Source organism: Enterobacter sp. AG326, from assembly GCF_004362415.1.
Taxonomy (GTDB): Bacteria; Pseudomonadota; Gammaproteobacteria; order Enterobacterales; family Enterobacteriaceae; genus Enterobacter; species Enterobacter asburiae.
Map to the genome: position 1 here is coordinate 442,342 of NZ_SNXG01000002.1, position 23,377 is coordinate 465,718.

Genomic DNA, 23,377 nt, shown 5'->3' on the forward strand with positions numbered 1-23,377 from the left:
ATGGGAAGTGGATGGCATGAATGGCCGCTGATGATCTTCACGGTCTTTGGTCAGTGCGTGGCGGGCGGTTTCATTGTGCTCGCGCTGGCGCTGTTAAAAGGGAACCTCAATGCCGAACAGCAGCAGCGTCTGGTGTTGAGCATGTTTGGCCTGTGGGTGCTGATGGGAATTGGCTTTATCGCCTCTACGCTGCACCTGGGTTCGCCGATGCGCGCGTTTAACTCTCTGAACCGCGTAGGGGCATCGTCCCTCAGTAACGAGATTGCCAGCGGGGCAATTTTCTTTGCCGTCGGTGGGCTGGGCTGGCTGCTGGCCGCTTTGAAGAAATTGCCTGCGGGTCTGCGCAGCCTGTGGCTGATCGTGACGATGGTTCTGGGCGTGGTGTTCGTGTGGATGATGGTGCGCGTCTATAACACTATCGATACCGTTCCAACCTGGTACAGCGTCTGGACGCCGATGAGCTTCTTCCTGACGATGTTTATCGGCGGACCGCTGCTGGGCTACCTGCTGCTGCGCGTGGCGGGCGTAGACGGTTGGGCAATGCGTTTGCTGCCCGCTGTTTCGCTGCTGGCGCTGGTGGTGAGTGCGATGGTCGCCCTGATGCAGGGGGCTGAACTGGCAACCATTCACAGCTCTATTCAGCAGGCTTCTGCCCTGGTGCCGGACTACGGTTCTCTGATGGCCTGGCGCATCGTTCTGCTGGTCGCGGCGTTGGTATTCTGGATCGCTCCTCAGCTTAAAGGCTATCAGCCCGCACTGCCGCTGCTGTCCCTGGCCTTTGTGCTGGTCCTGGCGGGGGAACTGATTGGCCGCGGCGTGTTCTACGGGTTGCATATGACCGTAGGTATGGCTATCGCCAGCTAACGTTGCATTTCGTTATATCAAGCCGGGCCTGAGTGCCCGGCTTTTTCTTTTTTCGATCATGAAATTTTTCGACTGTCGTTTTGTTTTAATTTTGCCCATTAATAAATAAAAACAGACACATAATTAATATCTATAGCAGGCGTGGCATTAGCAGGATAAGTTTTTTAAATCGACAGGGAACATATTGTGCGAGGCGGCTAAGTCAGTGGATTGACTTTGTTTTTGCCAGTGGCATGATGCGCACGAAATCTGAACTTCCTCACGGTTTTTAATCCATGACCACCTATACCCGGCCAGTGCTTCTGTTGCTCTGTGGCCTGCTTCTGTTGACCCTGGCGATCGCAGTGTTAAATACGCTCGTCCCGCTGTGGCTCGCCCATGAAAACTTACCGACCTGGCAGGTGGGTATGGTCAGCTCGTCCTTTTTTACCGGGAACCTGCTGGGTACGCTGGTGACCGGGAGCCTGATTAAGCGCTTTGGCTTTAATCGCAGCTATTATATGGCTTCGCTGATTTTCGCCGCCGGGTGTGCCGGGCTGGGCCTGATGGTCGGCTTCTGGAGCTGGATGGCGTGGCGCTTTATCGCTGGCGTAGGCTGCGCGATGATTTGGGTGGTGGTTGAAAGTGCGCTGATGTGCAGCGGCACCTCCCGCAACCGCGGACGCCTGCTGGCGGCCTACATGATGGTTTATTATGTCGGCACCGTGCTGGGGCAACTGATGGTCAGCAAGCTGCCAACCGACCTGATGAGCGTTCTGCCGTGGGTCACGGGCATGGTGCTGGCCGCAATCCTGCCGCTGCTCTTCACGCGCATTGTGAACCAGAACAGCGAGCATCAGGAAGCGACCCACGTCTGGCCAATGCTCAGACTGCGCCAGGCGCGTCTGGGCGTTAACGGCTGCATTATCTCGGGGATTGTACTGGGCTCGCTCTACGGCCTGATGCCGCTCTATCTGAATCATCAGGGCGTCAGCGATTCCGGAATTGGTTTCTGGATGGCGGTCATGGTGAGTGCGGGGATCGTCGGGCAGTGGCCAATTGGCCGACTGGCGGATCGTTTCGGCCGTCTGCTGGTGCTGCGCGTTCAGGTCTTTGTGGTGATTATGGGATGCCTTGCCATGCTCAGCAACGCCGCGATGGCGCCTGCGCTGTTTATTCTCGGGGCCGCCGGCTTTACGCTCTATCCGGTTGCGATGGCCTGGGCCTGTGAGAAAGTTGAACATCACCAGCTGGTGGCAATGAACCAGGCGCTGTTACTGAGCTATACCATCGGCAGCTTATTAGGGCCGACGTTTACCGCGATGCTGATGCAGAATTACTCTGATAATTTATTGTTTATCATGATCGCCAGCGTATCGTTTATTTATCTCTTAATGCTGCTGCGCAAAGTGGGCGAACACCCAACGCCTGTGGCTCATGCCTGATTAATTAAAAGCCTGTCGATGACAGGCTTTTTTGTCCCTGTCACAACTAAGAGTTTTACTTATTGTTTGTTTATTGCGCCAGGCGATAATTCATGTGAGTCCTACCACTATAAGGCAGCAATCATGTCTATTCGTCGTTTTTCCACTACCGCACTTGCCGTAGTGTTGTCTTTAACGTTTGCAACGGCTCCGGTCATGGCTAATCCTGGAAACGGGAATGGCGGTGGTCACGGAAACGGTGGCGGGCAAGGTAATGGCGGCAATCATGGTAACGGGAATTCTGGTAACCATGGCAATAAGCAAAATAACGGTCAGGATAACCCTGGAAAATCGGATAAGAGCTTTAAAAACAGTAGAGATGTCGGTAACGATGTCGACGCGCGCGTGAGCTTCGATCATGCCCGCCATCTGGCGCTGAATTATGGCTTAACGGGCTATGATTCTCTGCCTCCGGGGATCGCGAAAAACCTGGCGCGCGGTAAGCCGTTGCCTCCGGGCATTGCGAAGAAAACCGTACCGGCCTCAATGCTGGGTCAGCTTCCTTCCTACCCAGGCTATGAATGGCGCGTGGTCGGAGACGACCTGGTCTTAATTGCGCTGAGCACTGCGATTGTGACGTCCGTTATTAACGGCGTCTTTAAATAGAATATAAAAAGGCCCGGTTCTCACCGGGCCTTTTCTTTAATACATCACCTTGTGGCCGTACTGTTCAAGAATACCTTTGACGCGTTCCATCGTCTCTTTCTTCGGCGGCTTCACGCCATCAAGTTTGTACTCTTCGCCCATCGCCACCCATTTATGTTTACCCAGCTCGTGATAGGGCAGAAGCTCGATTTTCTCGACGTTGCCCATGTCGCGGGTAAATTCCCCGAGGCGGTGCGCGGAGTCGTCGTCATCTGACCAGCCGGGAACAACTACGTAGCGGATCCAGGTTTTGATGCCTTTATCGGCAATGTATTTGGCGAATTCCAGCGTGCGGTGGTTGGAGACGCCAACGAGGTTCTGGTGGATCTCATCGTTCATCTGTTTAAGATCGAGCATGACCAGATCGGTCACTTCGAGCAGCTCGTCGATAACCGGATCGTAGCGGCGTACGAAGCCGTTGGTGTCCAGGCAGGTATGAATGCCTTCTTTGTGGCAGGCACGGAACCAGTCGCGGACAAATTCAGCCTGCAGAATGGCTTCACCCCCGGATGCGGTGACGCCGCCGCCGGATGCGTTCATAAAGTGGCGGTAGGTCACCACCTCTTTCATCAAGTCTTCAACGGTCACTTCTTTACCGCCGTGCGTATCCCAGGTGTCACGGTTATGGCAGTACAGGCAGCGCATCAGGCAGCCCTGGAAAAAAGTGATGAAGCGGATGCCCGGGCCATCGACGGTGCCACAGGATTCAAAGGAGTGAATGCGACCAATAATTGACATTGCGGTGATATCTCCAGCATCGGCCCGTCCGGGGCCTGAGTATGCACAGCTCAAAGCCGGCTGTGTTGAAGTCTGTTTTGGCTGATATCCATAGAGTATAGATAGCGGACAAAAGAGACTGAGGTGGAGAGGGTGCTAAAAAGGCCCCACTGACGTGGAGCCTTTATTGTACGCTTTTTAACGCGTGATTTCAGTCAATTCCACTTACATGGACTGAGTGAAAGTACGGGTGATAACGTCCTGCTGCTGTTCTTTAGTCAGGGAGTTAAAACGTACTGCGTAGCCAGATACGCGGATGGTCAGCTGAGGATATTTCTCAGGGTGTTCCATCGCGTCGAGCAACATTTCACGGTTCATTACGTTCACGTTCAGGTGCTGACCACCTTCGATGGACGCTTCGTGGTGGAAGTAACCATCCATCAGACCCGCGAGGTTAGTTTTACGCACTTCGTCGTCTTTACCCAGCGCGTTTGGCACGATAGAGAAGGTGTAAGAGATCCCATCTTTCGCGTAAGCAAACGGCAGTTTAGCAACGGAGGTCAGAGAGGCAACCGCACCTTTCTGGTCACGACCGTGCATTGGGTTAGCACCTGGGCCGAATGGCGCGCCAGCACGACGACCGTCTGGGGTGTTACCGGTTTTCTTACCATACACAACGTTTGAGGTGATGGTCAGAACAGACTGAGTCGGGATAGCGTTACGGTAAGTAGTCAGTTTCTGAATTTTCTTCATGAAACGTTCTACCAGGTCAACCGCCATGTCATCAACGCGAGAGTCGTTGTTACCAAACTGCGGATATTCACCTTCGATTTCGAAGTCTACAGCCAGGCCGTCTTCGTCACGAATTGGTTTAACTTTCGCATATTTGATTGCAGACAGGGAGTCAGCAGCAACGGACAGACCAGCGATACCACACGCCATGGTGCGGACAACGTCACGGTCGTGCAGCGCCATCAGAGAGGCTTCGTAGCTGTACTTGTCGTGCATGTAGTGGATAACGTTCAGTGCAGTGACGTACTGTTTAGCCAGCCAGTCCATGAAGTGATCCATACGCTCCATCACTTCGTCGAAGTTCAGAACGTCGCCTTTGATCGGCTCAGACTTAGGACCAACCTGCATTTTCAGTTTTTCATCAACGCCGCCGTTGATTGCGTACAGCATGGTTTTCGCCAGGTTTGCACGCGCACCGAAGAACTGCATTTGTTTACCAACAACCATTGGGCTTACGCAGCAAGCGATAGCGTAATCGTCGTTGTTGAAGTCCGGACGCATCAGGTCATCGTTCTCGTACTGCAGAGAAGAGGTATCGATGGACACTTTAGCGGCGAATTTCTTGAAGTTCAGAGGCAGTTTTTCAGACCACAGAACGGTGATGTTCGGCTCCGGAGAAGGACCCATGGTGTACAGGGTGTTCAGGAAGCGGAAGCTGTTTTTGGTTACCAGAGTACGGCCGTCAACGCCCATACCACCGATTGATTCTGTTGCCCAGATTGGGTCACCAGAGAACAGCTCATCGTATTCAGGGGTGCGCAGGAAGCGAACCATACGCAGTTTCATGACCAGGTGGTCAATCATTTCCTGAGCGTCTTGCTCGGTGATTTTGCCTGCTTTGATGTCGCGTTCGATGTATGCATCCAGGAAGGTGGATACGCGACCGAAGGACATGGCTGCACCGTTCTGAGACTTAACCGCGGCCAGGTAGCCGAAGTAGGTCCACTGGATAGCTTCCTGAGCGTTGGTCGCAGGACCAGAGATATCGCAGCCATATTTCGCCGCCATCTCTTTGATCTGACCCAGCGCGCGGTGCTGTTCAGCGATTTCTTCACGCAGACGGATAGTCGCTTCCAGGTTTACGCCGTTTTCCAGATCGGACTGCAGGGAAACAAACTGCGCGTACTTGTCTTTCATCAGGAAGTCGATACCGTACAGCGCAACGCGACGGTAGTCACCGATGATACGGCCACGGCCATACGCATCTGGCAGACCGGTCAGAACGCCAGATTTACGGCAGTTCAGAATGTCTTTGGTGTAAACATCGAATACGCCCTGGTTGTGGGTTTTGCGGTATTCGGTGAAGATTTTTTTCAGCATTGGGTCCAGCTCGCGGTTATACGCTTTGCAGGAACCTTCAACCATTTTAATACCACCGAACGGGATGATTGCGCGTTTCAGTGGTGCTTCAGTCTGCAGACCAACGATTTTCTCAAGGGCTTTGTTGATGTAGCCAGCATCGTGAGAAGTGATGGTGGAAGCAACGGAGGTGTCAAAATCAACTGGCGCGTGAGTGCGGTTTTCCAGTTTAACGCCTTCCATTACGCTGTCCCACAGCTTGGTGGTCGCGTCAGTTGCGCCAGCCAGGAAGGATTCGTCACCTTCATACGGGGTATAGTTTTTCTGAATGAAGTCACGTACGTTTACTTCATTCTGCCAGTCACCTTTCGCAAAACCTTCCCAGGCTGTGGCTAACTTTTCATTAAGCTCGGACATGTAACACCTACCTTCTTAAGTGGATTTTTTATTTACTGCCTGAGAAAACCATCAATGATGATCGTCGCCACGCAGGTAAATGACCCAGTATGTCAACCCAACTAACAGACCCCCACCGATAATGTTCCCGATAGTGACAGGGATCAGGTTATCAGTAATGAAATTCATAATAGTCAGGTGAGAGAAACTTTCCGGGGATGAACCAACTGCGGTCCAGAACTCCGGGCTCGCAAAGTCGCGGATAACAATGCCCATTGGGATCATGAACATATTCGCGATACTGTGCTCAAAGCCGCTGGCAACAAACATCGCAACCGGCAGAACCATAATTAAGGCTTTGTCCATCAGGCTACGACCCGAGTAGCTCATCCATACAGCCAGGCAGACCATCAGGTTAGCGAGGATGCCGAGAGCAACGGCTTCGATAAATGTGTGGTGCATTTTGTGGTCGGCGGTTTGCAGGACGTTAAGGCCCCAGCCACCGTTGGCGGTCATGTACTCGCCAGAAAGCCACATCAACAAAACAAAGAGCAGACAGCCAACCAGGTTACCCACGTAGACGTTAAGCCAGTTACGTGCCAGCTGACCCCAGGTAATTCTTCCGCTGGCCTTTGCCACGACAATCAGCACCGTTGAGGTGAAGAGGTCGGCGCCGCAGATGACGCAGAGAATCAGACCCAGTGAGAAGCAAATGCCGCCAATCAGTTTGGCCATGCCGAAAGGCATTCCGGCAGTACCGGTGGTGGCGGTGATGTAGAAGACGAAAGCGATAGAGATGAACACACCAGCCGTGATCGCCAGATAGAACGTCTTCATCGGGTGTTTCGTTGCTTTATAGACACCCGCTTCTTCGGCAACTTTGGCCATCGCAGCAGGGAGTAAAAGATCAAAAGGGTTGTCAGCTTTCACACTAACTCTCTCTTTATTAAGTCGGCGACGAGATACTAACAAAGCATTATAGAAGAGAAATTGATATAGATCATATCTCGCCTGGCTTATAGGCCCGCAGTGTGTATGGTTTTACAACAAATGCGGAGTAAGTAATTGATTATCCGTATAAAAATAAATTTTAAAAGTTATGAAAAGAGTTGAATTTTTTCGTTCGGCCACCCCTGACGCAGTTAATTAATATGGAGTATTTACCATAAAAAGTAACAGTAAAGCCCAGGTAAATATTATTATATTTACCCATGTTTAACTTTATTATTACAATCAACAGTCATTGCCGAAGAAAATAAAAAACGGGGCAATGAAATTGCCCCGTAATATAGCCCAGACGATTGAATACGCCTACTGCTGGTAATGTTATCTGCGCTTATTTTGACCAGTAAGCGGCTTTTGCTTTCTGCAGCTTTTCGTAGGCCTTCAGCAGCGACTGATGCGCCGGGAAGGCTTTCAGATCGCTATCAACAGCCTGCAGGCCATAGAACGGCGCTTCGCCGCTCAGGGCCGCGCTGGCTGCTTCAACGGCTTCAGCTCCGTACATACGCACGAAAGCGTTCAGGTATTGCAGCGGCTCGCGATCGTCTTCCTGGGCCAGCAGCAACAGGGTTTGCAGGCAGCGGTAATAATTGGTGCGTTCGGCAGAGAAGACAGACTGGTTGAATTCCATGGTCCACTCGGTCCAGGCCAGCGCCTGATCCAAATCGCCACCCGCCAGGGCCAGCATCGCTTTCAGCTCACCGATGCGCAGGGTATACCAGCCGTTGTCTTTACCGGTCGCCAGGCCCAGCAGTTCGCGTACGCGGGTGAAGTCATCGTGGCCTTCTTCGTCCAGTTGGGCGATCAGGTTCAGATAATCTTCTTTCTCCCACTCGCTGCCCGGCAGAGCCAGCAGCGTTTCGCGCAGGTGCGCGCCCATGCTGTTATTCGCCAGCCACAGATCTTCAGCCGGGTAGATGTCGGACATGCCCGGAACAATAATGCGGCATGCGTAGACGCCAAGGTGTTCGTAGTCGGCAATATAAACTTCCTGATCTTCCGCGTTGAAGATAGCCATCAGCGTGGCGAACTCTTCTTCCGTGGTACCGGCAAAGCTCCAGTCCACGAACGGATAGTCGGCGTCCTGCTTGAACATATCCCAGGAAATTAAACCGCTGGAGTCAATGAAGTGGGTTTCAAGGTTGGTATGCTCGGCCACTTCTTCATCGTCAAACGTTGGCGGAGTGAAGACGTCGAGATCTTTCAGGCTACGGCCCTGCAGCAGCTCGGTAACGGTACGCTCCAGCGCCACGCCGAAGTCAGGGTGCGCACCGAATGAGGCGAAGCAGGTGCCGTTGGCCGGGTTAAACAGCACCACGCAGATAACCGGATACTTGCCGCCCAGCGAGCCGTCATAGGCAAAGATTGGGAAACCTTCTGCTTCCAGCTTAGCGATGGACTCCACTACGCCCGGATAGCGCGCCAGCACGTCTGCCGGAATTTCTGGCAGGCTGATGGATTCAGCGATGATGCGGTTTTTAATGTGGCGTTCAAAGACTTCAGACAGACCCTGCACGCGCGCTTCATTGCGGGTGTTACCGGCGGACATACCGTTGGACACATACAGGTTGCCGACGATGTTCATCGGAATATACACGGTCTGCTCGTCAGACTGACGGGTGAACGGCAGGGCGCAGATACCGCGATCCTCGTTACCGGACTGGAGATCGATCAGCATGCTGGCAGTCAGTTCGCTGTCTGGATCGTAGAAGGCACGCAGGCGCGCGTCGAGAATACCTTCCGGCAGCTCGTCATCTTCGGTCAGCGGGAACCATTTTTCATTTGGATAGTGAACGAACGGACCGTTAGCGATGGTCTCGCCCAGCCAGAAGTCTGCGAAGAAATAGTTGGTGGACAGACGCTCAAAATACTCACCCAGCGCAGAGGCCAGTGCCGCTTTTTTTGTCGCGCCTTTACCGTTGGTAAAGCACAGGGCACAGTCTTTATCGCGAATATGCACGGACCAGACATGAGGCACCGGATTGAGCCAGGAGGCTTCTTCGATGTTAAAACCCAGGTCGGTCAGTTTCTGCTGGAAGCGAGCGATGGAATCTTCCAGAGCGGCGTCTTTGCCGGGGATAAACGTTTGAGTCATGGCGTTCACTTTTATCGTACGTAAAGCGCGCAATGATACGGGTTTTGCGTGACGGGTGCTATCTTCGGCGAAAATAAAAGGCTGGACTATGCTTAGTGGCAGTAACTGACTGTTAAGGCATAGAAAAATGAAAGCATTTGATCTCCAGCGGATGGCGTTTGATAAAGTTCCTCCTGAATTTCTGGGCGAAGTGGCGCTGCGCAGCCTGTATACCTTCGTACTCGTCTTCCTGTTTCTAAAAATCACCGGCCGCCGCGGCGTGCGGCAGATGTCGCTCTTTGAGGTGTTGATCATCCTGACGCTGGGGTCTGCGGCGGGGGACGTCGCCTTTTATGACGACGTGCCGATGGTGCCGGTGTTTATCGTTTTTGTCTCACTGGCGCTACTTTACCGTCTTGTCATGTGGCTGATGTCGAAAAGCGAAAAGCTGGAAGATCTGCTTGAAGGGAAGCCGGTCGTTATCGTCGAGGACGGACAGCTGGCCTGGGAAAATGTACAAAGCGCCAATATGACCGAGTTTGAGTTCTTTATGGAGCTACGCCTGAATAGCGTTGAACAGCTCGGGCAGGTGCGTCTGGCGATCATGGAAACCAACGGGCAGATCAGCGTCTATTACTATTCTGACGACGAGGTGAAGCCGGGACTGTGTATCCTGCCGGATATGCTCATTGAGCGTTTCAGAACGGTACCGGAATCAGGCGAGTATGCATGCGTAAGATGTAGCCATGTAGTCGCGATGCAGCCGGGGGATCGTCAATTATGCCCCCGCTGTGCAAATCCGGAATGGACGAAGGTTAGCCGGGCCAAACGTATCACCTGACAGCCATTTTGTCGGTTTTGTCTTAGCGAGGCGGCAGATTGTTTTGTGTGACGCGGGCCACATTTCACGGGTCATAAGTTTTAGACATTGCGGCGCGTGTCACTGAATGATAAAACCGATATCCACAGTTATAACTTATGGCTTTTAGCGTGGTGAGGGGAAATGGCTCAAGTCTTTAATTTCAGTTCAGGTCCGGCAATGTTACCGGCAGACGTGCTTAAACAGGCTCAACAGGAACTTTGTGACTGGAACGGTCTCGGTACGTCGGTGATGGAAATCAGCCACCGTGGTAAAGAGTTTATTCAGGTGGCGGAAGAGGCAGAAAAGGATTTTCGCGATCTGCTGAATATTCCCTCGAACTACAAAGTATTGTTCTGCCACGGCGGTGGACGCGGCCAGTTTGCAGGCGTTCCGCTGAATATTCTCGGTGACAAAACGACGGCTGACTACGTTGACGCGGGTTACTGGGCAGCAAGCGCCGTTAAAGAAGCGCATAAATACTGCACGCCGAATGTTATCGACGCCAAAGTGACCGTTGACGGTCTGCGCGCCGTGAAGCCAATGAGCGAGTGGCAGCTTTCTGATAACGCAGCGTATCTGCACTACTGCCCGAACGAAACCATTGATGGGATTGCCATCGACGAGACGCCAAACTTCGGCAGCGATGTCGTGGTTGCCGCCGATTTCTCCTCCACCATTCTGTCTGCGCCAATTGATGTCAGCCGCTACGGCGTTATCTATGCGGGCGCGCAGAAAAATATTGGTCCGGCCGGTTTGACTATCGTCGTCGTGCGTGAAGACCTGCTGGGTAAAGCGCATAAATCCTGCCCGTCGATTCTCGATTACACCGTGCTGAACGATAACGACTCTATGTTCAACACCCCACCAACGTTTGCCTGGTATCTCTCCGGCCTGGTCTTCAAATGGCTGAAGCAAAACGGCGGCGTGGCGCAGATGGACAAGGTCAATCAGCAGAAAGCTGAACTGCTGTATGGCGTGATCGACAAGAGCGATTTCTACCGCAACGATGTGGCGAAAGCTAACCGTTCCCGCATGAACGTGCCGTTCCAGCTGGCGGACAGCAGCCTGGACAAAGTATTCCTGGAAGAGTCCTTCGCGGCAGGCCTGCATGCGCTCAAGGGCCACCGTGTCGTTGGCGGCATGCGTGCCTCCATCTATAACGCGATGCCGCTGGAAGGCGTTAAAGCCCTGACGGATTTCATGATCGACTTCGAACGTCGTCACGGTTAATTTGCTGTTTTTCACCCCCGCAGCGTCCCTGCGGGGTTTTTATTATGTTGAGTTGAGAGTTTAGTTTTCATGGAATCCCTGACGTTACAACCTATCGCGCGGGTAGATGGCACCATTAATCTGCCTGGTTCAAAAAGTGTCTCGAACCGCGCTCTGCTGCTGGCAGCTCTGGCAAACGGCACCACCGTCCTCACAAACCTGCTGGACAGCGATGACGTGCGCCATATGCTCAATGCGCTGAAAGCGTTGGGCGTTCATTACACTCTCTCTGACGATCGTACCCGCTGCGAAGTGACCGGTAACGGCGGCGCGCTGCGCTCGGGCGAAGAGCTTGAGCTGTTTCTGGGCAACGCGGGTACCGCGATGCGTCCGCTGGCAGCGGCCCTGTGCCTGGGGAGCAACAACATTGTGCTGACCGGCGAGCCGCGCATGAAAGAGCGTCCGATTGGTCACCTGGTGGATGCCCTGCGTCAGGGCGGCGCGCAGGTTGAGTATCTGGAGCAGGAAAACTATCCGCCACTGCGTCTGCGCGGTGGTTTTACCGGCGGTCACGTCGAGGTGGACGGCAGCGTTTCCAGCCAGTTCCTGACGGCACTGCTGATGACCGCACCGCTGGCACCGCAGGATACGGTTATCACCATTAAAGGTGAACTGGTCTCCAAACCGTACATTGATATCACCCTGCACCTGATGAAAACCTTCGGCGTTGAGGTGGAAAACCAGTCTTATCAGCGCTTCGTGGTGCGCGGCGCGCAGCAGTACCAGTCTCCGGGCAACTACCTGGTTGAAGGAGATGCGTCATCCGCGTCCTACTTCCTGGCCGCGGGTGCGATTAAAGGCGGCACGGTAAAAGTGACCGGTATTGGCCGTAACAGCGTGCAGGGCGACATCCGTTTTGCGGACGTGCTGGAAAAGATGGGTGCCATTGTCACGTGGGGCGATGACTTCATCTCCTGTACCCACGGTGAGCTGAACGCCATCGACATGGACATGAACCATATCCCGGATGCGGCGATGACCATTGCCACGGCGGCGCTGTTTGCCAAAGGCACCACCACGCTGCGTAACATCTACAACTGGCGCGTAAAAGAGACGGACCGCCTGTTCGCGATGGCGACCGAGCTGCGAAAAGTCGGTGCCGAGGTGGAAGAGGGCGAAGACTACATTCGCGTGACCCCTCCGGCAAAACTGCAGTTTGCGGAAATCGGCACCTACAACGATCACCGCATGGCGATGTGCTTCTCGCTGGTGGCGCTGTCAGACACGCCTGTCACCATTCTTGACCCGAAATGTACCGCGAAAACCTTCCCGGACTACTTCGAACAGCTGGCACGCATTAGTACGCTGGCCTGATAACGTATTGCCGCATCGTCCGATGCGGCATTTGCTTACGCTTCATTACGAACACCTCCGCTCATTTCTTCTACACTCTGCTTCAATCATTCCGTAATTTGCACGCAAAGGTAACAGTTGCGCACGTTGGCGCGTATAATGCGCGGCGTTCATGTAAACGGTATGCCTTATTTAAGGAGAAAAAGATGACGGCAGTTGCCCCGGTAATCACCATTGATGGGCCGAGTGGCGCAGGGAAAGGTACTCTGTGCAAAGCGATGGCGGAAGCATTGCAATGGCATCTTTTAGATTCGGGAGCAATCTATCGCGTGCTGGCGCTGGCCGCGCTGCATCATCACGTGGATGTCGCGTCTGAAGAGGCGCTGGTTCCGCTGGCCGCGCATCTGGATGTGCGTTTCGTGTCGACCGATGGCAACCTGGAAGTCATCCTTGAAGGGGAAGACGTGAGCGGCGAAATCCGTACTCAGGAAGTGGCGAATGCAGCCTCCCAGGTCGCGGCGTTTCCGCGCGTTCGAGAGGCGCTGCTGCGCCGTCAGCGCGCGTTCCGTGAAGCCCCGGGTCTGATCGCTGACGGACGCGATATGGGAACGGTGGTATTCCCTGATGCGCCAGTGAAAATTTTCCTTGACGCCTCTTCGGAAGAACGTGCTCAACGCCGCATGCTTCAGTTGCAGGAAAAGGGGTTTAGTGTTAACTTTGATCGCCTTTTATCCGAGATAAAAGAGCGCGATGACCGCGATCGTAACCGCGCCGTCGCCCCACTTGTTCCTGCAGAAGATGCATTAGTTCTGGATTCAACCAGTTTAACTATTGAGCAAGTGATTGAAAAAGCGCTACAATATGCGCGCCAAAAACTGGCACTCGCGTAATCGCGACCGATTTAGTAGTACCCCCGCTGCAATGGATTGACGGCGGGTATGTGAAACAACCCCATCCGGCACGGAGCCAGGTGGACGTTAATATTAACCTGAAGATTAAACATGACTGAATCTTTTGCTCAACTGTTTGAAGAATCCTTAAAAACAATCGAAACCCGCCCGGGTTCCATCGTTCGCGGTGTTGTTGTTGCTATCGACAAAGACGTAGTACTGGTTGACGCCGGTCTGAAATCTGAGTCCGCCATTCCGGCAGAGCAGTTCAAAAACGCCCAGGGCGAGCTGGAAATCCAGGTAGGTGACGAAGTTGACGTTGCTCTGGACGCAGTAGAAGACGGCTTCGGTGAAACCCTGCTTTCTCGTGAGAAAGCTAAACGTCACGAAGCATGGATCACGCTGGAAAAAGCTTACGAAGAAGCTGAAACTGTGGTCGGTGTTATCAACGGCAAAGTTAAAGGTGGCTTCACTGTTGAGCTGAATGGTATTCGTGCGTTCCTGCCAGGTTCTCTGGTAGACGTTCGTCCAGTTCGTGACACTCTGCACCTGGAAGGCAAAGAGCTTGAGTTCAAAGTAATCAAGCTGGACCAGAAGCGTAACAACGTTGTTGTTTCCCGTCGTGCCGTTATCGAATCCGAAAACAGCGCAGAACGCGATCAGCTGCTGGAAAACCTGCAGGAAGGCATGGAAGTCAAAGGTATCGTTAAGAACCTCACTGACTACGGCGCATTCGTTGACCTGGGCGGCGTTGATGGCCTGCTGCACATCACCGACATGGCGTGGAAACGCGTTAAGCACCCAAGCGAAATCGTGAACGTGGGCGACGAAATCACTGTTAAAGTGCTGAAGTTCGACCGCGAGCGTACTCGTGTATCCCTCGGCCTGAAACAGCTGGGCGAAGATCCATGGGTAGCTATCGCTAAGCGTTATCCAGAAGGTACTAAACTGACTGGTCGCGTAACCAACCTGACTGACTACGGCTGCTTCGTTGAAATCGAAGAAGGCGTTGAAGGCCTGGTGCACGTTTCCGAAATGGACTGGACCAACAAAAACATCCACCCATCCAAAGTTGTTAACGTTGGTGATGTAGTGGAAGTGATGGTTCTGGATATCGACGAAGAACGTCGTCGTATCTCCCTGGGCCTGAAACAGTGCAAAAACAACCCATGGCAGCAGTTCGCGGAAACCCACAACAAGGGCGACCGTGTTGAAGGTAAAATCAAGTCTATCACTGACTTCGGTATCTTCATCGGCCTGGACGGCGGCATCGATGGCCTGGTTCACCTGTCTGACATCTCCTGGAACGTTGCAGGCGAAGAAGCAGTTCGTGAATACAAAAAAGGCGACGAAATCGCTGCAGTTGTTCTGCAGGTTGACGCAGAGCGTGAGCGTATCTCTCTGGGCGTTAAACAGCTCGCAGAAGATCCGTTCAACAACTGGGTTGCACTGAACAAGAAAGGCGCAATCGTAAACGGTAAAGTGACTGCAGTTGACGCTAAAGGCGCAACCGTAGAACTGGCTGACGGCGTTGAAGGTTACCTGCGCGCTTCTGAAGCTTCACGTGACCGCGTTGAAGATGCCACTCTGGTTCTGAACGTAGGCGACGACGTTGAAGCTAAGTTCACCGGTGTTGACCGTAAGAACCGTGCAATCAGCCTGTCTGTTCGTGCTAAAGACGAAGCTGATGAGAAAGATGCAATCGCAACTGTTAACAAACAGGAAGATGCAAACTTCTCTAACAACGCAATGGCTGAAGCTTTCAAAGCAGCTAAAGGCGAGTAATATCAGGTTCTCAGCATCATTTGCGCTGTAACGCATTTACAGCGTGAAGGATGAGGAGCAAACTTGACAGATTGCAGGATTCGTCCTGTAATCAATAACAAAGGGCGGCTACGGCCGCCCTTGTTTAATGAGCTGTTCAGCTAATTGGTTTGAAAGGAACCGGAGGAATCATGACCAAGTCAGAATTGATTGAAAGACTTGCCAGTCAGCAACCGCATATCCCTGCCAAGGCAGTGGAAGATGCCGTAAAAGAGATGCTGGAGCATATGGCCTCCACTCTTGCCCAGGGCGAGCGCATTGAAATCCGCGGTTTCGGTAGTTTTTCTCTGCACTATCGTGCTCCACGTACCGGGCGTAACCCGAAAACTGGCGATAAAGTCGAGCTGGAAGGCAAGTACGTTCCACACTTTAAGCCGGGTAAAGAACTGCGCGATCGCGCCAATATTTACGGCAACTGAGTTTAGCCAGCCGGTTAAACTGGGTTCGAAAGAAAGCACCTGCGGGTGCTTTTTTTGTCTCTGTCGCTTTCATTCTGAAGATACCCCGCATTTTCCGTTTCGTTTTCTGCAAACCGATAAAAACAGCACAGCGCGCGCTGTAAAATGTACTTTTCCCATCTGACAATTCGCTCAGCCTGATTACATACTGCCCCTCTGAAACAGGGAGGTAGCAATGGGAATTCCCGCGCTTAGCATCTGCGCCATTCTGGCGATAGCCCCGTTACTCTGGTTACCTGAACTGCCATCACGTCATACCTTGTGGATAATGATTGTTGGCGGGATCGTGCTGGCCGCACGGCGAAACGTACGACTGAAGTATGCGGGTATCACGCTGTTATGTTGCGTTTGGGGTATTCTGGCTGCGAAGGAGAGCGTCTGGCCGATGCAGCATTTAACCACGGGGGCTGTGCAGGCTGAGGTAGCGATCACCGCCACAGATGGCGCAACGCTGCATCAGGGAAACATTCTCAGCGTAGAGGGCAAGCGCTGGTGGGCCTCCACCGGCGTAACGCTGTATGGCAATTATCTGCCACAGAAAGCGTGTGCCGGTCAGCGCTGGAGCATGACGCTCAGGCTCAGGCCTGTCCATGGCGAACTGAACGACGGCGGATATGATTCTCAGCGCAGCGCCTTTGCCCGTCATCAAACGCTGAGCGGTCACTTCACCCATGCTGAACTCGTCGATGGGCGCTGCAGCCTGCGAGCGCAATACCTGACGTCACTGCAAAACCGACTTTCTGCTTACCGCTGGGGGGCGGTTATCCTCGGACTGGGAATGGGTGAACGTCTGGATGTACCCCAGGAAATAAAAGACCTGATGCGTGAAACCGGGACGCTACATTTGATGGCGATTTCGGGTCTGCATATCGCGCTGGCGGCATCCCTCGCCTGGTTACTCGCGCGTGGGCTTCAGTTTCTATTACCCAGCCACCGGGTCCACTGGCAAATGCCTCTTCTGGCCGGGTTATGCTTTGCCGCTTTCTACGCCTGGCTTACCGGTTTGCAACCACCTGCGCTACGAACGGTCATCGCGCTTGCTGTGCTTGCAATGTTGCGGATCGCTGCCCGGCAATGGTCTCCATGGCAGGTATGGGGTTGCTGTATCGCGGCGATCCTGATAAGCGATCCCTTAGCCATACTCTCGCAGAGTCTGCTTTTGTCTGCATTTGCTGTCGCCGCGCTGATTTTCTGGTTTCAGTGGCTGCCTCTTCCTGGCTGGCACCGGGCACGACGTATACGGCCGCTGCTGAACCTGATCTATCTGCAGGTCGGTATGCTGATGCTGCTGATGCCGCTACAGGTTCTGATTTTCCATGGCTTCAGCATCTCCTCCCTGGTCGCGAATCTCTTTGCCGTTCCCCTGGTGACGTTTGTCTCCGTGCCGCTGATCCTGCTCGGCATGCTGCTTCATCTCCTACCGCTGGCGGCACCGGAAAGCGTGGTCTGGTTCGCAGCCAATAAGTCACTTGCGGGGCTGTTCTGGCTCCTCATGCGCTTGCCTGACGGCTGGCAAAATATCGACCAACGCTGGCAGTACATGACATTACTGCCCTGGCTTATCATCATCGGCTGGCGCTTTCGTGCCTGGAAAATCCTTCCTGCCGTTTGCCTTGCAGGAAGTGTTTTACTCACATTTCCTCTCTGGAGAACGGAAAAAAACGAGAGCTGGACGCTGCATATGCTGGATGTAGGGCAGGGGCTGGCGATGGTCGTTGAACGGCAGGGGAAAGCCATTCTCTATGATACCGGGCTTGCCTGGCCGGGCGGGGATAGCGCTCAGCGGTTAATTATCCCGTGGCTTCGCTGGCATCACCTGCGGCCTGAAGGCGTTATTCTCAGTCATGAACACCTCGACCATGTGGGAGGACTCGCATCGTTGCAAAAAGCGTGGCCGGACGTGTGGGTAAGAAGCCCCCTGCACCAGGCGGGACATCGCCCCTGTTTTCGCGGGCAGAGATGGCGATGGCAGGGACTTACCTTCACCGCCCACTGGCCCCCTGAAAATTACCCGGCTCAGGGGAACAACCATTCCTGTGTGGTAAAGGTGGATGACGGTGAGCAGAGCGTTCTGCTAACGGGGGACATTGAAGCGCAAGCGGAACAGGCTATGCTTAGCCATTACTGGCGTTATCTCACGTCCACGCTCATACAGGTGCCCCATCATGGCAGCAATACTTCTTCTTCATTGCCGCTGGTGCAGCGGGTGGAAGGTCAGATCGCCCTGGATTCAGCGGCCCGCTATAACGCATGGCGATTCCCGTCGGCAAAAGTTGTTCGACGTTATCGAAAAGAGGGGTATATCTGGCACGATACCCCTCATTCTGGACAAATATCGGTGACATTCTCGCAACATCACTGGCAAATCCGGCGCTTGCGAGAGCAATTTTTACCCGTTTGGTATCATCAGTGGTTTGGCGCGCCCGTCGATAACGGGTAGAATATGCGGCTATTTCAACGAATGCTGGTTTTTTGAATGCATAACGACAAAGATCTCTCCACGTGGCAAACCTTCCGCCGACTCTGGCCGATGATTGCGCCCTTTAAAACAGGCCTGATCGTGGCGGGAGTAGCGTTAATCCTCAACGCAGCCAGCGATACTTTTATGCTATCGCTTCTCAAACCGTTACTGGACGACGGTTTTGGTAAAACGGATCGCTCAGTGTTGCTATGGATGCCTCTGGTGGTTATCGGACTGATGATCTTACGCGGCATCACCAGCTATATCTCCAGCTACTGTATTTCCTGGGTATCAGGAAAAGTGGTGATGACCATGCGCCGTCGCCTGTTTAGCCACATGATGGGCATGCCGGTTTCGTTCTTTGACAAGCAGTCTACCGGGACGCTGCTGTCCCGTATTACCTACGACTCAGAGCAGGTTGCCTCCTCGTCCTCAAGCGCGCTGATCACCGTTGTGCGTGAGGGTGCGTCAATCATCGGCCTGTTCGCGATGATGTTCTATTACAGCTGGCAGCTGTCGATCATCCTTATCGTTCTGGCGCCGATAGTTTCTATTGCCATCCGCGTCGTCTCAAAGCGCTTCCGCAATATCAGTAAGAATATGCAGAACACGATGGGGCAGGTGACGACCAGCGCGGAACAGATGCTGAAAGGGCATAAAGAAGTTCTGATTTTTGGCGGTCAGGACGTCGAAACCAAACGCTTTGATAAAGTCAGCAACAAAATGCGTCTTCAGGGGATGAAAATGGTCTCGGCCTCTTCCATCTCTGATCCAATTATTCAGCTGATTGCCTCCCTGGCGCTGGCATTCGTCCTCTATGCGGCAAGCTTCCCGAGCGTGATGGAGACGCTGACGGCGGGTACCATCACCGTGGTCTTCTCCTCGATGATTGCACTGATGCGTCCGCTGAAATCCCTGACGAACGTGAACGCCCAGTTCCAGCGCGGGATGGCCGCCTGTCAGACGCTGTTCAGCATTCTGGATTCCGAACAGGAAAAAGATGAAGGTACACGCGAGATTGAGCGCGCCCGTGGCGACGTTGAATTCCGCAATGTCACTTTCTCCTATCCTGGACGTGAAACGCCGGCGCTGCGTAATATCAACCTGTCCATTCCGGCGGGTAAAACCGTTGCGCTGGTGGGCCGCTCCGGCTCGGGTAAATCGACTATTGCCAGCCTGATGACCCGTTTCTACGACATTAACGAAGGTGAGATCCTGTTAGACGGTCATGACCTACGGGAGTATACCCTGCAGTCGCTGCGTAACCAGGTTGCGCTGGTCTCTCAGAACGTACATCTGTTTAACGATACGGTCGCCAACAACATCGCTTACGCACGCACTGATGAATACAGCCGCGAACAGATTGAGAACGCCGCGCGTATGGCCTACGCGATGGACTTTATCAACAAGATGGATAACGGTCTGGATACGATAATCGGTGAGAACGGGGTACTGCTCTCCGGCGGTCAGCGACAGCGTATCGCCATTGCGCGTGCGCTGCTGCGCGATAGCCCGATTCTGATCCTGGACGAAGCGACCTCTGCGCTGGATACGGAATCTGAACGCGCGATTCAGTCCGCGCTGGATGAGCTGCAAAAGAACCGTACCTCGCTGGTGATTGCGCACCGACTGTCGACTATCGAGCAGGCTGATGAAATCGTCGTGGTTGAGGATGGCGTCATTGTTGAACGCGGAAGCCATGCCGATTTGCTGGAACACCGCGGCGTTTACGCTCAGCTTCATAAGATGCAGTTTGGCCAACAATGATTGCACGCATCTGGTCCGGTGAATCTCCGCTGTGGCTGCTGCTTTTGCCGCTCTCCTGGCTTTACGGCCTGGTGAGCGGCACTATCCGTCTGCTTTACCGTCTGGGGCTGAAGCGTGCCTGGCGTGCGCCGGTTCCGGTTGTGGTTGTCGGTAATCTTACGGCGGGCGGCAACGGTAAAACGCCGGTGGTGATCTGGCTGGTGGAGCAATTGCAAAAACGCGGTATCCGCCCGGGGGTGGTATCGCGCGGATATGGTGGTAAAGCGGCGCGTTATCCGCTGCTGCTGACGGCGGAAACCACGACCGCCGAAGCGGGTGATGAACCGGTATTGATTTTCCAGCGTACCGGCGCACCGGTTGCGGTCTCCCCGGTGCGCAGCGACGCCGTTCAGGCACTGCTTGCCGAACACGCGGTACAAATCATTATCACTGACGATGGCCTGCAGCATTACGCCCTGGCGCGTGATAAAGAGATTGTGGTCATCGACGGTGTTCGCCGTTTCGGTAACGGCTGGTGGCTGCCGGCCGGACCCATGCGCGAACGCGCTTCGCGTCTTAAGTCCGTTGATGCGGTGATTGTTAACGGCGGTGAGGCAAACGCGGGTGAAATCCCGATGTACCTGCAGCCGGGCCTGGCGATCAACCTGGTGACGGGTGAACGCCGGTCGGTTGCTGAGCTGCCTTCACCGGTGGCGATGGCGGGGATTGGCCATCCGCCGCGCTTCTTTGCGACTCTGGAACTGTGTGGTGCCCGACTGGAAAAACGCGTTCCGCTGGCCGACCACCAGGCGCTGGTGGAAGGGCAGGTAGACGCCCTGACCGTACCCGGGCAGTCGCTGATCATGACCGAAAAAGATGCGGTGAAATGCCGTGCCTTCGCGAAAGAAAACTGGTGGTATCTGCCGGTTGACGCTGAACTCAGCGGCGAGCAGCCGGAACGTTTGCTCCAGGAACTGATTGCGTTGGTGAAATAAACGCTTACGCGGTTCTGGTGGTGCTTTGACTGACAGGAAAACGCATGTCTTTACCGCAACTCTCACTTTCAGCCGCACGTCATTTACACCTTGCCGCGCAGGGGCTGCTTAAAAAGCCCCGCCGCCGCGCGCAGCCTGCCGATATTCTCTCGACCGTTCAGCGCATGTCGCTGCTTCAAATCGACACCATTAACATTGTTGCCCGTAGCCCTTACCTGGTCCTGTTTAGCCGTCTGGGAAATTATCCTTCGCAGTGGCTGGATGAGGCGCTCAGCAAAGGGGCGTTAATGGAGTACTGGGCGCACGAAGCCTGCTTCCTGCCCCGCAGCGATTTTGCCCTGGTTCGCCACCGTATGCTTGCCCCGGAAAAGATGGGCTGGAAATACCGTCAGGCGTGGATGCTGGAACATGCGACCGAAATTGAGCAGCTTATCGCGCATATTCAGGATAACGGTCCCGTACGCTCCGCCGATTTTGAACACCCGCGCAAAGGCACCAGCGGCTGGTGGGAGTGGAAGCCGCATAAACGTCATCTCGAAGGGCTGTTTACCTCTGGCAAAGTCATGGTGATTGAGCGGCGTAATTTTCAGCGCGTCTACGACCTGACGCATCGCGTGATGCCGCACTGGGACGACGAGCGTGACCTGCTTACCCAGGAGGCGGCCGAGGCCATCATGCTGGAGAACAGCGCACGCAGCCTGGGGATTTTCCGCACGCAATGGCTGGCAGACTATTACCGCCTTCGCCAGCCCGCGCTGAAACCGCTGCTGGACATCTGGCAACGCGAACAGCGCGTCATTCCCGTCACGGTGGAAACGCTGGGCGAAATGTGGCTGCATGCGGATCTTCTCCCGCTACTGCCTCAGGCCCTGGAGGGGAAACTTCAGGCAACCCACAGTGCGGTGTTGTCGCCTTTCGACCCGGTCATCTGGGACAGAAAACGCGCCGAGCAGCTGTTCGATTTTAGCTACCGGCTGGAATGTTATACCCCGGCCCCAAAGCGCCAGTATGGTTACTTTGTTCTCCCGCTGCTGCATAAGGGGCAACTGGTCGGGCGCATGGACGCCAAAATGCACCGCAAGACCGGCACGCTTGAAATCATTGCGCTTTATCTGGAAGAGGGCATCAGGGTGACGGCGAGCCTGGAAAAAGGGTTAACGTTCGCCATTAGCGAATTCGCGCGCTGGCAGGGTGCCCGCGACGTGACGCTGGGCCGGGTACCCGACGGGCTGTTTACATCCTGTCGAAGTGGCTGGGAAACAGGCACTCCCTGAAAAGGGAATGTGTTAAGCTTTAGCGATTACCCATACGGAGGAACTATGGATCACCGTTTACTTGAAATTATTGCCTGCCCGGTATGCAACGGCAAACTCTACTACAGCCAGGACAAACAGGAGCTGATCTGCAAGCTGGACAGCCTGGCTTTCCCGCTGCGTGACGGCATTCCGGTACTGCTGGAAAATGAAGCTCGTTCCCTGGTGGCAGAAGAGAGCAAACCATGAGTTTTGTTGTCATTATTCCTGCGCGTTATGCCTCAACGCGTCTGCCGGGTAAACCGCTGGTGGATATCAACGGCAAGCCGATGATTGTGCATGTCCTTGAGCGTGCGCGTGAATCCGGTGCCGATCGCGTGATTGTTGCTACCGATCATCCTGACGTCGCCCGTGCGGTTGAGGCGGCAGGCGGTGAGGTGTGTATGACCCGCGCCGATCACCAGTCTGGCACCGAGCGTCTGGCGGAAGTGGTTGAGAAATGTGGTTTCAGTGATGATACGGTCATCGTTAACGTGCAGGGTGACGAGCCGATGATCCCGGCGGTGATTATCCGTCAGGTGGCAGAAAACCTGGCTCAGCGTCAGGTTGGTATGGCAACGCTCGCGGTGCCTATTCACCACGCTGAAGAGGCATTCAATCCGAATGCCGTGAAGGTGGTCATGGATGCCGAAGGCTATGCGCTCTATTTCTCACGCGCCACCATCCCGTGGGATCGCGATCGCTTTGCGCTCTCTAAAGAGACCATCGGCGATACTTTCCTGCGTCATATTGGGATCTACGGCTATCGGGCCGGTTTTATTCGTCGGTATGTTACCTGGGCGCCGAGTCCGCTGGAGCATATCGAAATGCTGGAGCAGCTTCGCGTGCTCTGGTACGGCGAAAAAATTCACGTTGCCGTTGCCAGCGAAGTGCCTGGAACGGGCGTTGATACGCCGGAAGATCTTGAGCGCGTTCGCGCCGAGTTGCGCTGATATCGCCTGCATCCCTCCTGACGGGGGGATGTCCTCTCCCCGTTAATTCCCCTTTCTTTTTCCTAATTGTTCTCTTCCGGGT

Annotated in this window: 19 protein-coding genes; 15 read left to right on the forward strand and 4 right to left on the reverse strand. The window is 54.2% G+C overall.

The features are described from left to right. The 3 genes from DFO52_RS09080 to DFO52_RS09090 all read left to right on the forward strand — a co-directional run bounded on the left by DFO52_RS09080 (window position 1) and on the right by DFO52_RS09090 (window position 2,933). Window positions 1-864, forward strand: a complete 864-nt coding sequence (locus tag DFO52_RS09080) for a dimethyl sulfoxide reductase anchor subunit family protein (RefSeq protein WP_029739492.1) — start codon at window positions 1-3, stop codon at window positions 862-864. A 275-nt stretch (window positions 865-1,139) separates the two neighbouring features. Beyond that, window positions 1,140-2,288 carry an MFS transporter gene (locus tag DFO52_RS09085; RefSeq protein WP_133550194.1) on the forward strand — a complete coding sequence of 383 codons (1,149 nt, stop codon included), beginning with the start codon at window positions 1,140-1,142 and terminating at the stop codon, window positions 2,286-2,288. Between the two features lie 123 nt (window positions 2,289-2,411). After that, window positions 2,412-2,933 (forward strand): anti-virulence regulator CigR family protein, encoded by a 522-nt coding sequence (locus DFO52_RS09090; RefSeq protein WP_133550196.1) that lies wholly within the window; start codon window positions 2,412-2,414, stop codon window positions 2,931-2,933. A gap of 36 nt (window positions 2,934-2,969) precedes the next feature. Here the strand turns inward: DFO52_RS09090 and pflA are convergent, their stop codons facing one another. From pflA to ycaO, 4 genes are all read right to left on the reverse strand, one after another. Next, entirely contained in the window at window positions 2,970-3,710 is a 741-nt protein-coding gene (gene pflA / locus DFO52_RS09095) for a pyruvate formate lyase 1-activating protein (protein ID WP_023310991.1), read from the reverse strand. Window positions 3,711-3,914: 204 nt separating this feature from the next. Continuing rightward, a complete protein-coding gene (gene pflB, locus DFO52_RS09100) occupies window positions 3,915-6,197 on the reverse strand; it encodes a formate C-acetyltransferase (protein WP_029739495.1) in 2,283 nt (760 codons plus the stop codon). A gap of 51 nt (window positions 6,198-6,248) precedes the next feature. Continuing rightward, window positions 6,249-7,106 carry a formate transporter FocA gene (gene focA, locus DFO52_RS09105; RefSeq protein WP_008499974.1) on the reverse strand — a complete coding sequence of 286 codons (858 nt, stop codon included), beginning with the start codon at window positions 7,104-7,106 and terminating at the stop codon, window positions 6,249-6,251. Window positions 7,107-7,512: 406 nt separating this feature from the next. Next, entirely contained in the window at window positions 7,513-9,273 is a 1,761-nt protein-coding gene (ycaO, locus tag DFO52_RS09110) for a 30S ribosomal protein S12 methylthiotransferase accessory factor YcaO (protein WP_032658203.1), read from the reverse strand. Window positions 9,274-9,400: 127 nt separating this feature from the next. Between ycaO and DFO52_RS09115 the strand changes: the two genes are divergently transcribed. The 12 genes from DFO52_RS09115 (at window position 9,401) to kdsB (ending at window position 23,295) form a co-directional block, all read left to right on the forward strand. Next, the gene (locus DFO52_RS09115) at window positions 9,401-10,093 is read left to right on the forward strand and encodes a DUF421 domain-containing protein (RefSeq protein ID WP_023310994.1); all 693 of its coding nucleotides are present in this window, start codon (window positions 9,401-9,403) and stop codon (window positions 10,091-10,093) included. Window positions 10,094-10,255: 162 nt separating this feature from the next. Then, window positions 10,256-11,344 (forward strand): 3-phosphoserine/phosphohydroxythreonine transaminase, encoded by a 1,089-nt coding sequence (serC, locus tag DFO52_RS09120; protein ID WP_029739497.1) that lies wholly within the window; start codon window positions 10,256-10,258, stop codon window positions 11,342-11,344. 69 nt (window positions 11,345-11,413) lie between these two features. Next, a complete protein-coding gene (aroA, locus tag DFO52_RS09125; protein WP_029739498.1) occupies window positions 11,414-12,697 on the forward strand; it encodes a 3-phosphoshikimate 1-carboxyvinyltransferase in 1,284 nt (427 codons plus the stop codon). Between the two features lie 185 nt (window positions 12,698-12,882). Then, window positions 12,883-13,566: a (d)CMP kinase gene (cmk, locus tag DFO52_RS09130; protein WP_013097305.1), complete on the forward strand. Its 684-nt coding sequence runs from the start codon at window positions 12,883-12,885 to the stop codon at window positions 13,564-13,566. Between the two features lie 111 nt (window positions 13,567-13,677). Next, window positions 13,678-15,351, forward strand: a complete 1,674-nt coding sequence (rpsA, locus tag DFO52_RS09135) for a 30S ribosomal protein S1 (RefSeq protein WP_014169387.1) — start codon at window positions 13,678-13,680, stop codon at window positions 15,349-15,351. A gap of 170 nt (window positions 15,352-15,521) precedes the next feature. Beyond that, a complete protein-coding gene (gene ihfB / locus DFO52_RS09140; RefSeq protein WP_008499965.1) occupies window positions 15,522-15,809 on the forward strand; it encodes an integration host factor subunit beta in 288 nt (95 codons plus the stop codon). A 214-nt stretch (window positions 15,810-16,023) separates the two neighbouring features. Next, window positions 16,024-18,288 (forward strand): ComEC family protein, encoded by a 2,265-nt coding sequence (locus tag DFO52_RS09145; RefSeq protein WP_133550198.1) that lies wholly within the window; start codon window positions 16,024-16,026, stop codon window positions 18,286-18,288. Window positions 18,289-18,324: 36 nt separating this feature from the next. After that, the gene (gene msbA / locus DFO52_RS09150; RefSeq protein ID WP_029739500.1) at window positions 18,325-20,076 is read left to right on the forward strand and encodes a lipid A ABC transporter ATP-binding protein/permease MsbA; all 1,752 of its coding nucleotides are present in this window, start codon (window positions 18,325-18,327) and stop codon (window positions 20,074-20,076) included. Beyond that, the gene (gene lpxK, locus DFO52_RS09155) at window positions 20,073-21,050 is read left to right on the forward strand and encodes a tetraacyldisaccharide 4'-kinase (RefSeq protein WP_133550200.1); all 978 of its coding nucleotides are present in this window, start codon (window positions 20,073-20,075) and stop codon (window positions 21,048-21,050) included. The genes msbA and lpxK overlap by 4 nt, the downstream gene beginning before the upstream one ends. Before the next feature lie 44 nt (window positions 21,051-21,094). Next, window positions 21,095-22,324: a winged helix-turn-helix domain-containing protein gene (locus DFO52_RS09160; protein WP_133550202.1), complete on the forward strand. Its 1,230-nt coding sequence runs from the start codon at window positions 21,095-21,097 to the stop codon at window positions 22,322-22,324. 45 nt (window positions 22,325-22,369) lie between these two features. Then, the gene (ycaR, locus tag DFO52_RS09165) at window positions 22,370-22,552 is read left to right on the forward strand and encodes a protein YcaR (RefSeq protein WP_006174474.1); all 183 of its coding nucleotides are present in this window, start codon (window positions 22,370-22,372) and stop codon (window positions 22,550-22,552) included. Next, complete coding sequence (gene kdsB, locus DFO52_RS09170) at window positions 22,549-23,295, forward strand: 3-deoxy-manno-octulosonate cytidylyltransferase (protein WP_023311001.1); 747 nt, start codon at window positions 22,549-22,551, stop codon at window positions 23,293-23,295. The genes ycaR and kdsB overlap by 4 nt, the downstream gene beginning before the upstream one ends. Window positions 23,296-23,377 lie beyond the last annotated feature (82 nt).

Coding starts and splice junctions, on each gene's coding strand:
- DFO52_RS09145 (WP_133550198.1), top strand. CDS start 16,024: ATGGGAATTCCCGCGCTTAGCATCTGCGCCATTCTGGCGATAGCCCCG.
- ihfB (WP_008499965.1), top strand. CDS start 15,522: ATGACCAAGTCAGAATTGATTGAAAGACTTGCCAGTCAGCAACCGCAT.
- lpxK (WP_133550200.1), top strand. CDS start 20,073: ATGATTGCACGCATCTGGTCCGGTGAATCTCCGCTGTGGCTGCTGCTT.
- msbA (WP_029739500.1), top strand. CDS start 18,325: ATGCATAACGACAAAGATCTCTCCACGTGGCAAACCTTCCGCCGACTC.
- DFO52_RS09115 (WP_023310994.1), top strand. CDS start 9,401: ATGAAAGCATTTGATCTCCAGCGGATGGCGTTTGATAAAGTTCCTCCT.
- aroA (WP_029739498.1), top strand. CDS start 11,414: ATGGAATCCCTGACGTTACAACCTATCGCGCGGGTAGATGGCACCATT.
- DFO52_RS09080 (WP_029739492.1), top strand. CDS start 1: ATGGGAAGTGGATGGCATGAATGGCCGCTGATGATCTTCACGGTCTTT.
- pflA (WP_023310991.1), bottom strand. CDS start 3,710: ATGTCAATTATTGGTCGCATTCACTCCTTTGAATCCTGTGGCACCGTC.
- ycaR (WP_006174474.1), top strand. CDS start 22,370: ATGGATCACCGTTTACTTGAAATTATTGCCTGCCCGGTATGCAACGGC.
- cmk (WP_013097305.1), top strand. CDS start 12,883: ATGACGGCAGTTGCCCCGGTAATCACCATTGATGGGCCGAGTGGCGCA.
- DFO52_RS09090 (WP_133550196.1), top strand. CDS start 2,412: ATGTCTATTCGTCGTTTTTCCACTACCGCACTTGCCGTAGTGTTGTCT.
- ycaO (WP_032658203.1), bottom strand. CDS start 9,273: ATGACTCAAACGTTTATCCCCGGCAAAGACGCCGCTCTGGAAGATTCC.
- pflB (WP_029739495.1), bottom strand. CDS start 6,197: ATGTCCGAGCTTAATGAAAAGTTAGCCACAGCCTGGGAAGGTTTTGCG.
- DFO52_RS09085 (WP_133550194.1), top strand. CDS start 1,140: ATGACCACCTATACCCGGCCAGTGCTTCTGTTGCTCTGTGGCCTGCTT.
- rpsA (WP_014169387.1), top strand. CDS start 13,678: ATGACTGAATCTTTTGCTCAACTGTTTGAAGAATCCTTAAAAACAATC.
- kdsB (WP_023311001.1), top strand. CDS start 22,549: ATGAGTTTTGTTGTCATTATTCCTGCGCGTTATGCCTCAACGCGTCTG.
- serC (WP_029739497.1), top strand. CDS start 10,256: ATGGCTCAAGTCTTTAATTTCAGTTCAGGTCCGGCAATGTTACCGGCA.
- DFO52_RS09160 (WP_133550202.1), top strand. CDS start 21,095: ATGTCTTTACCGCAACTCTCACTTTCAGCCGCACGTCATTTACACCTT.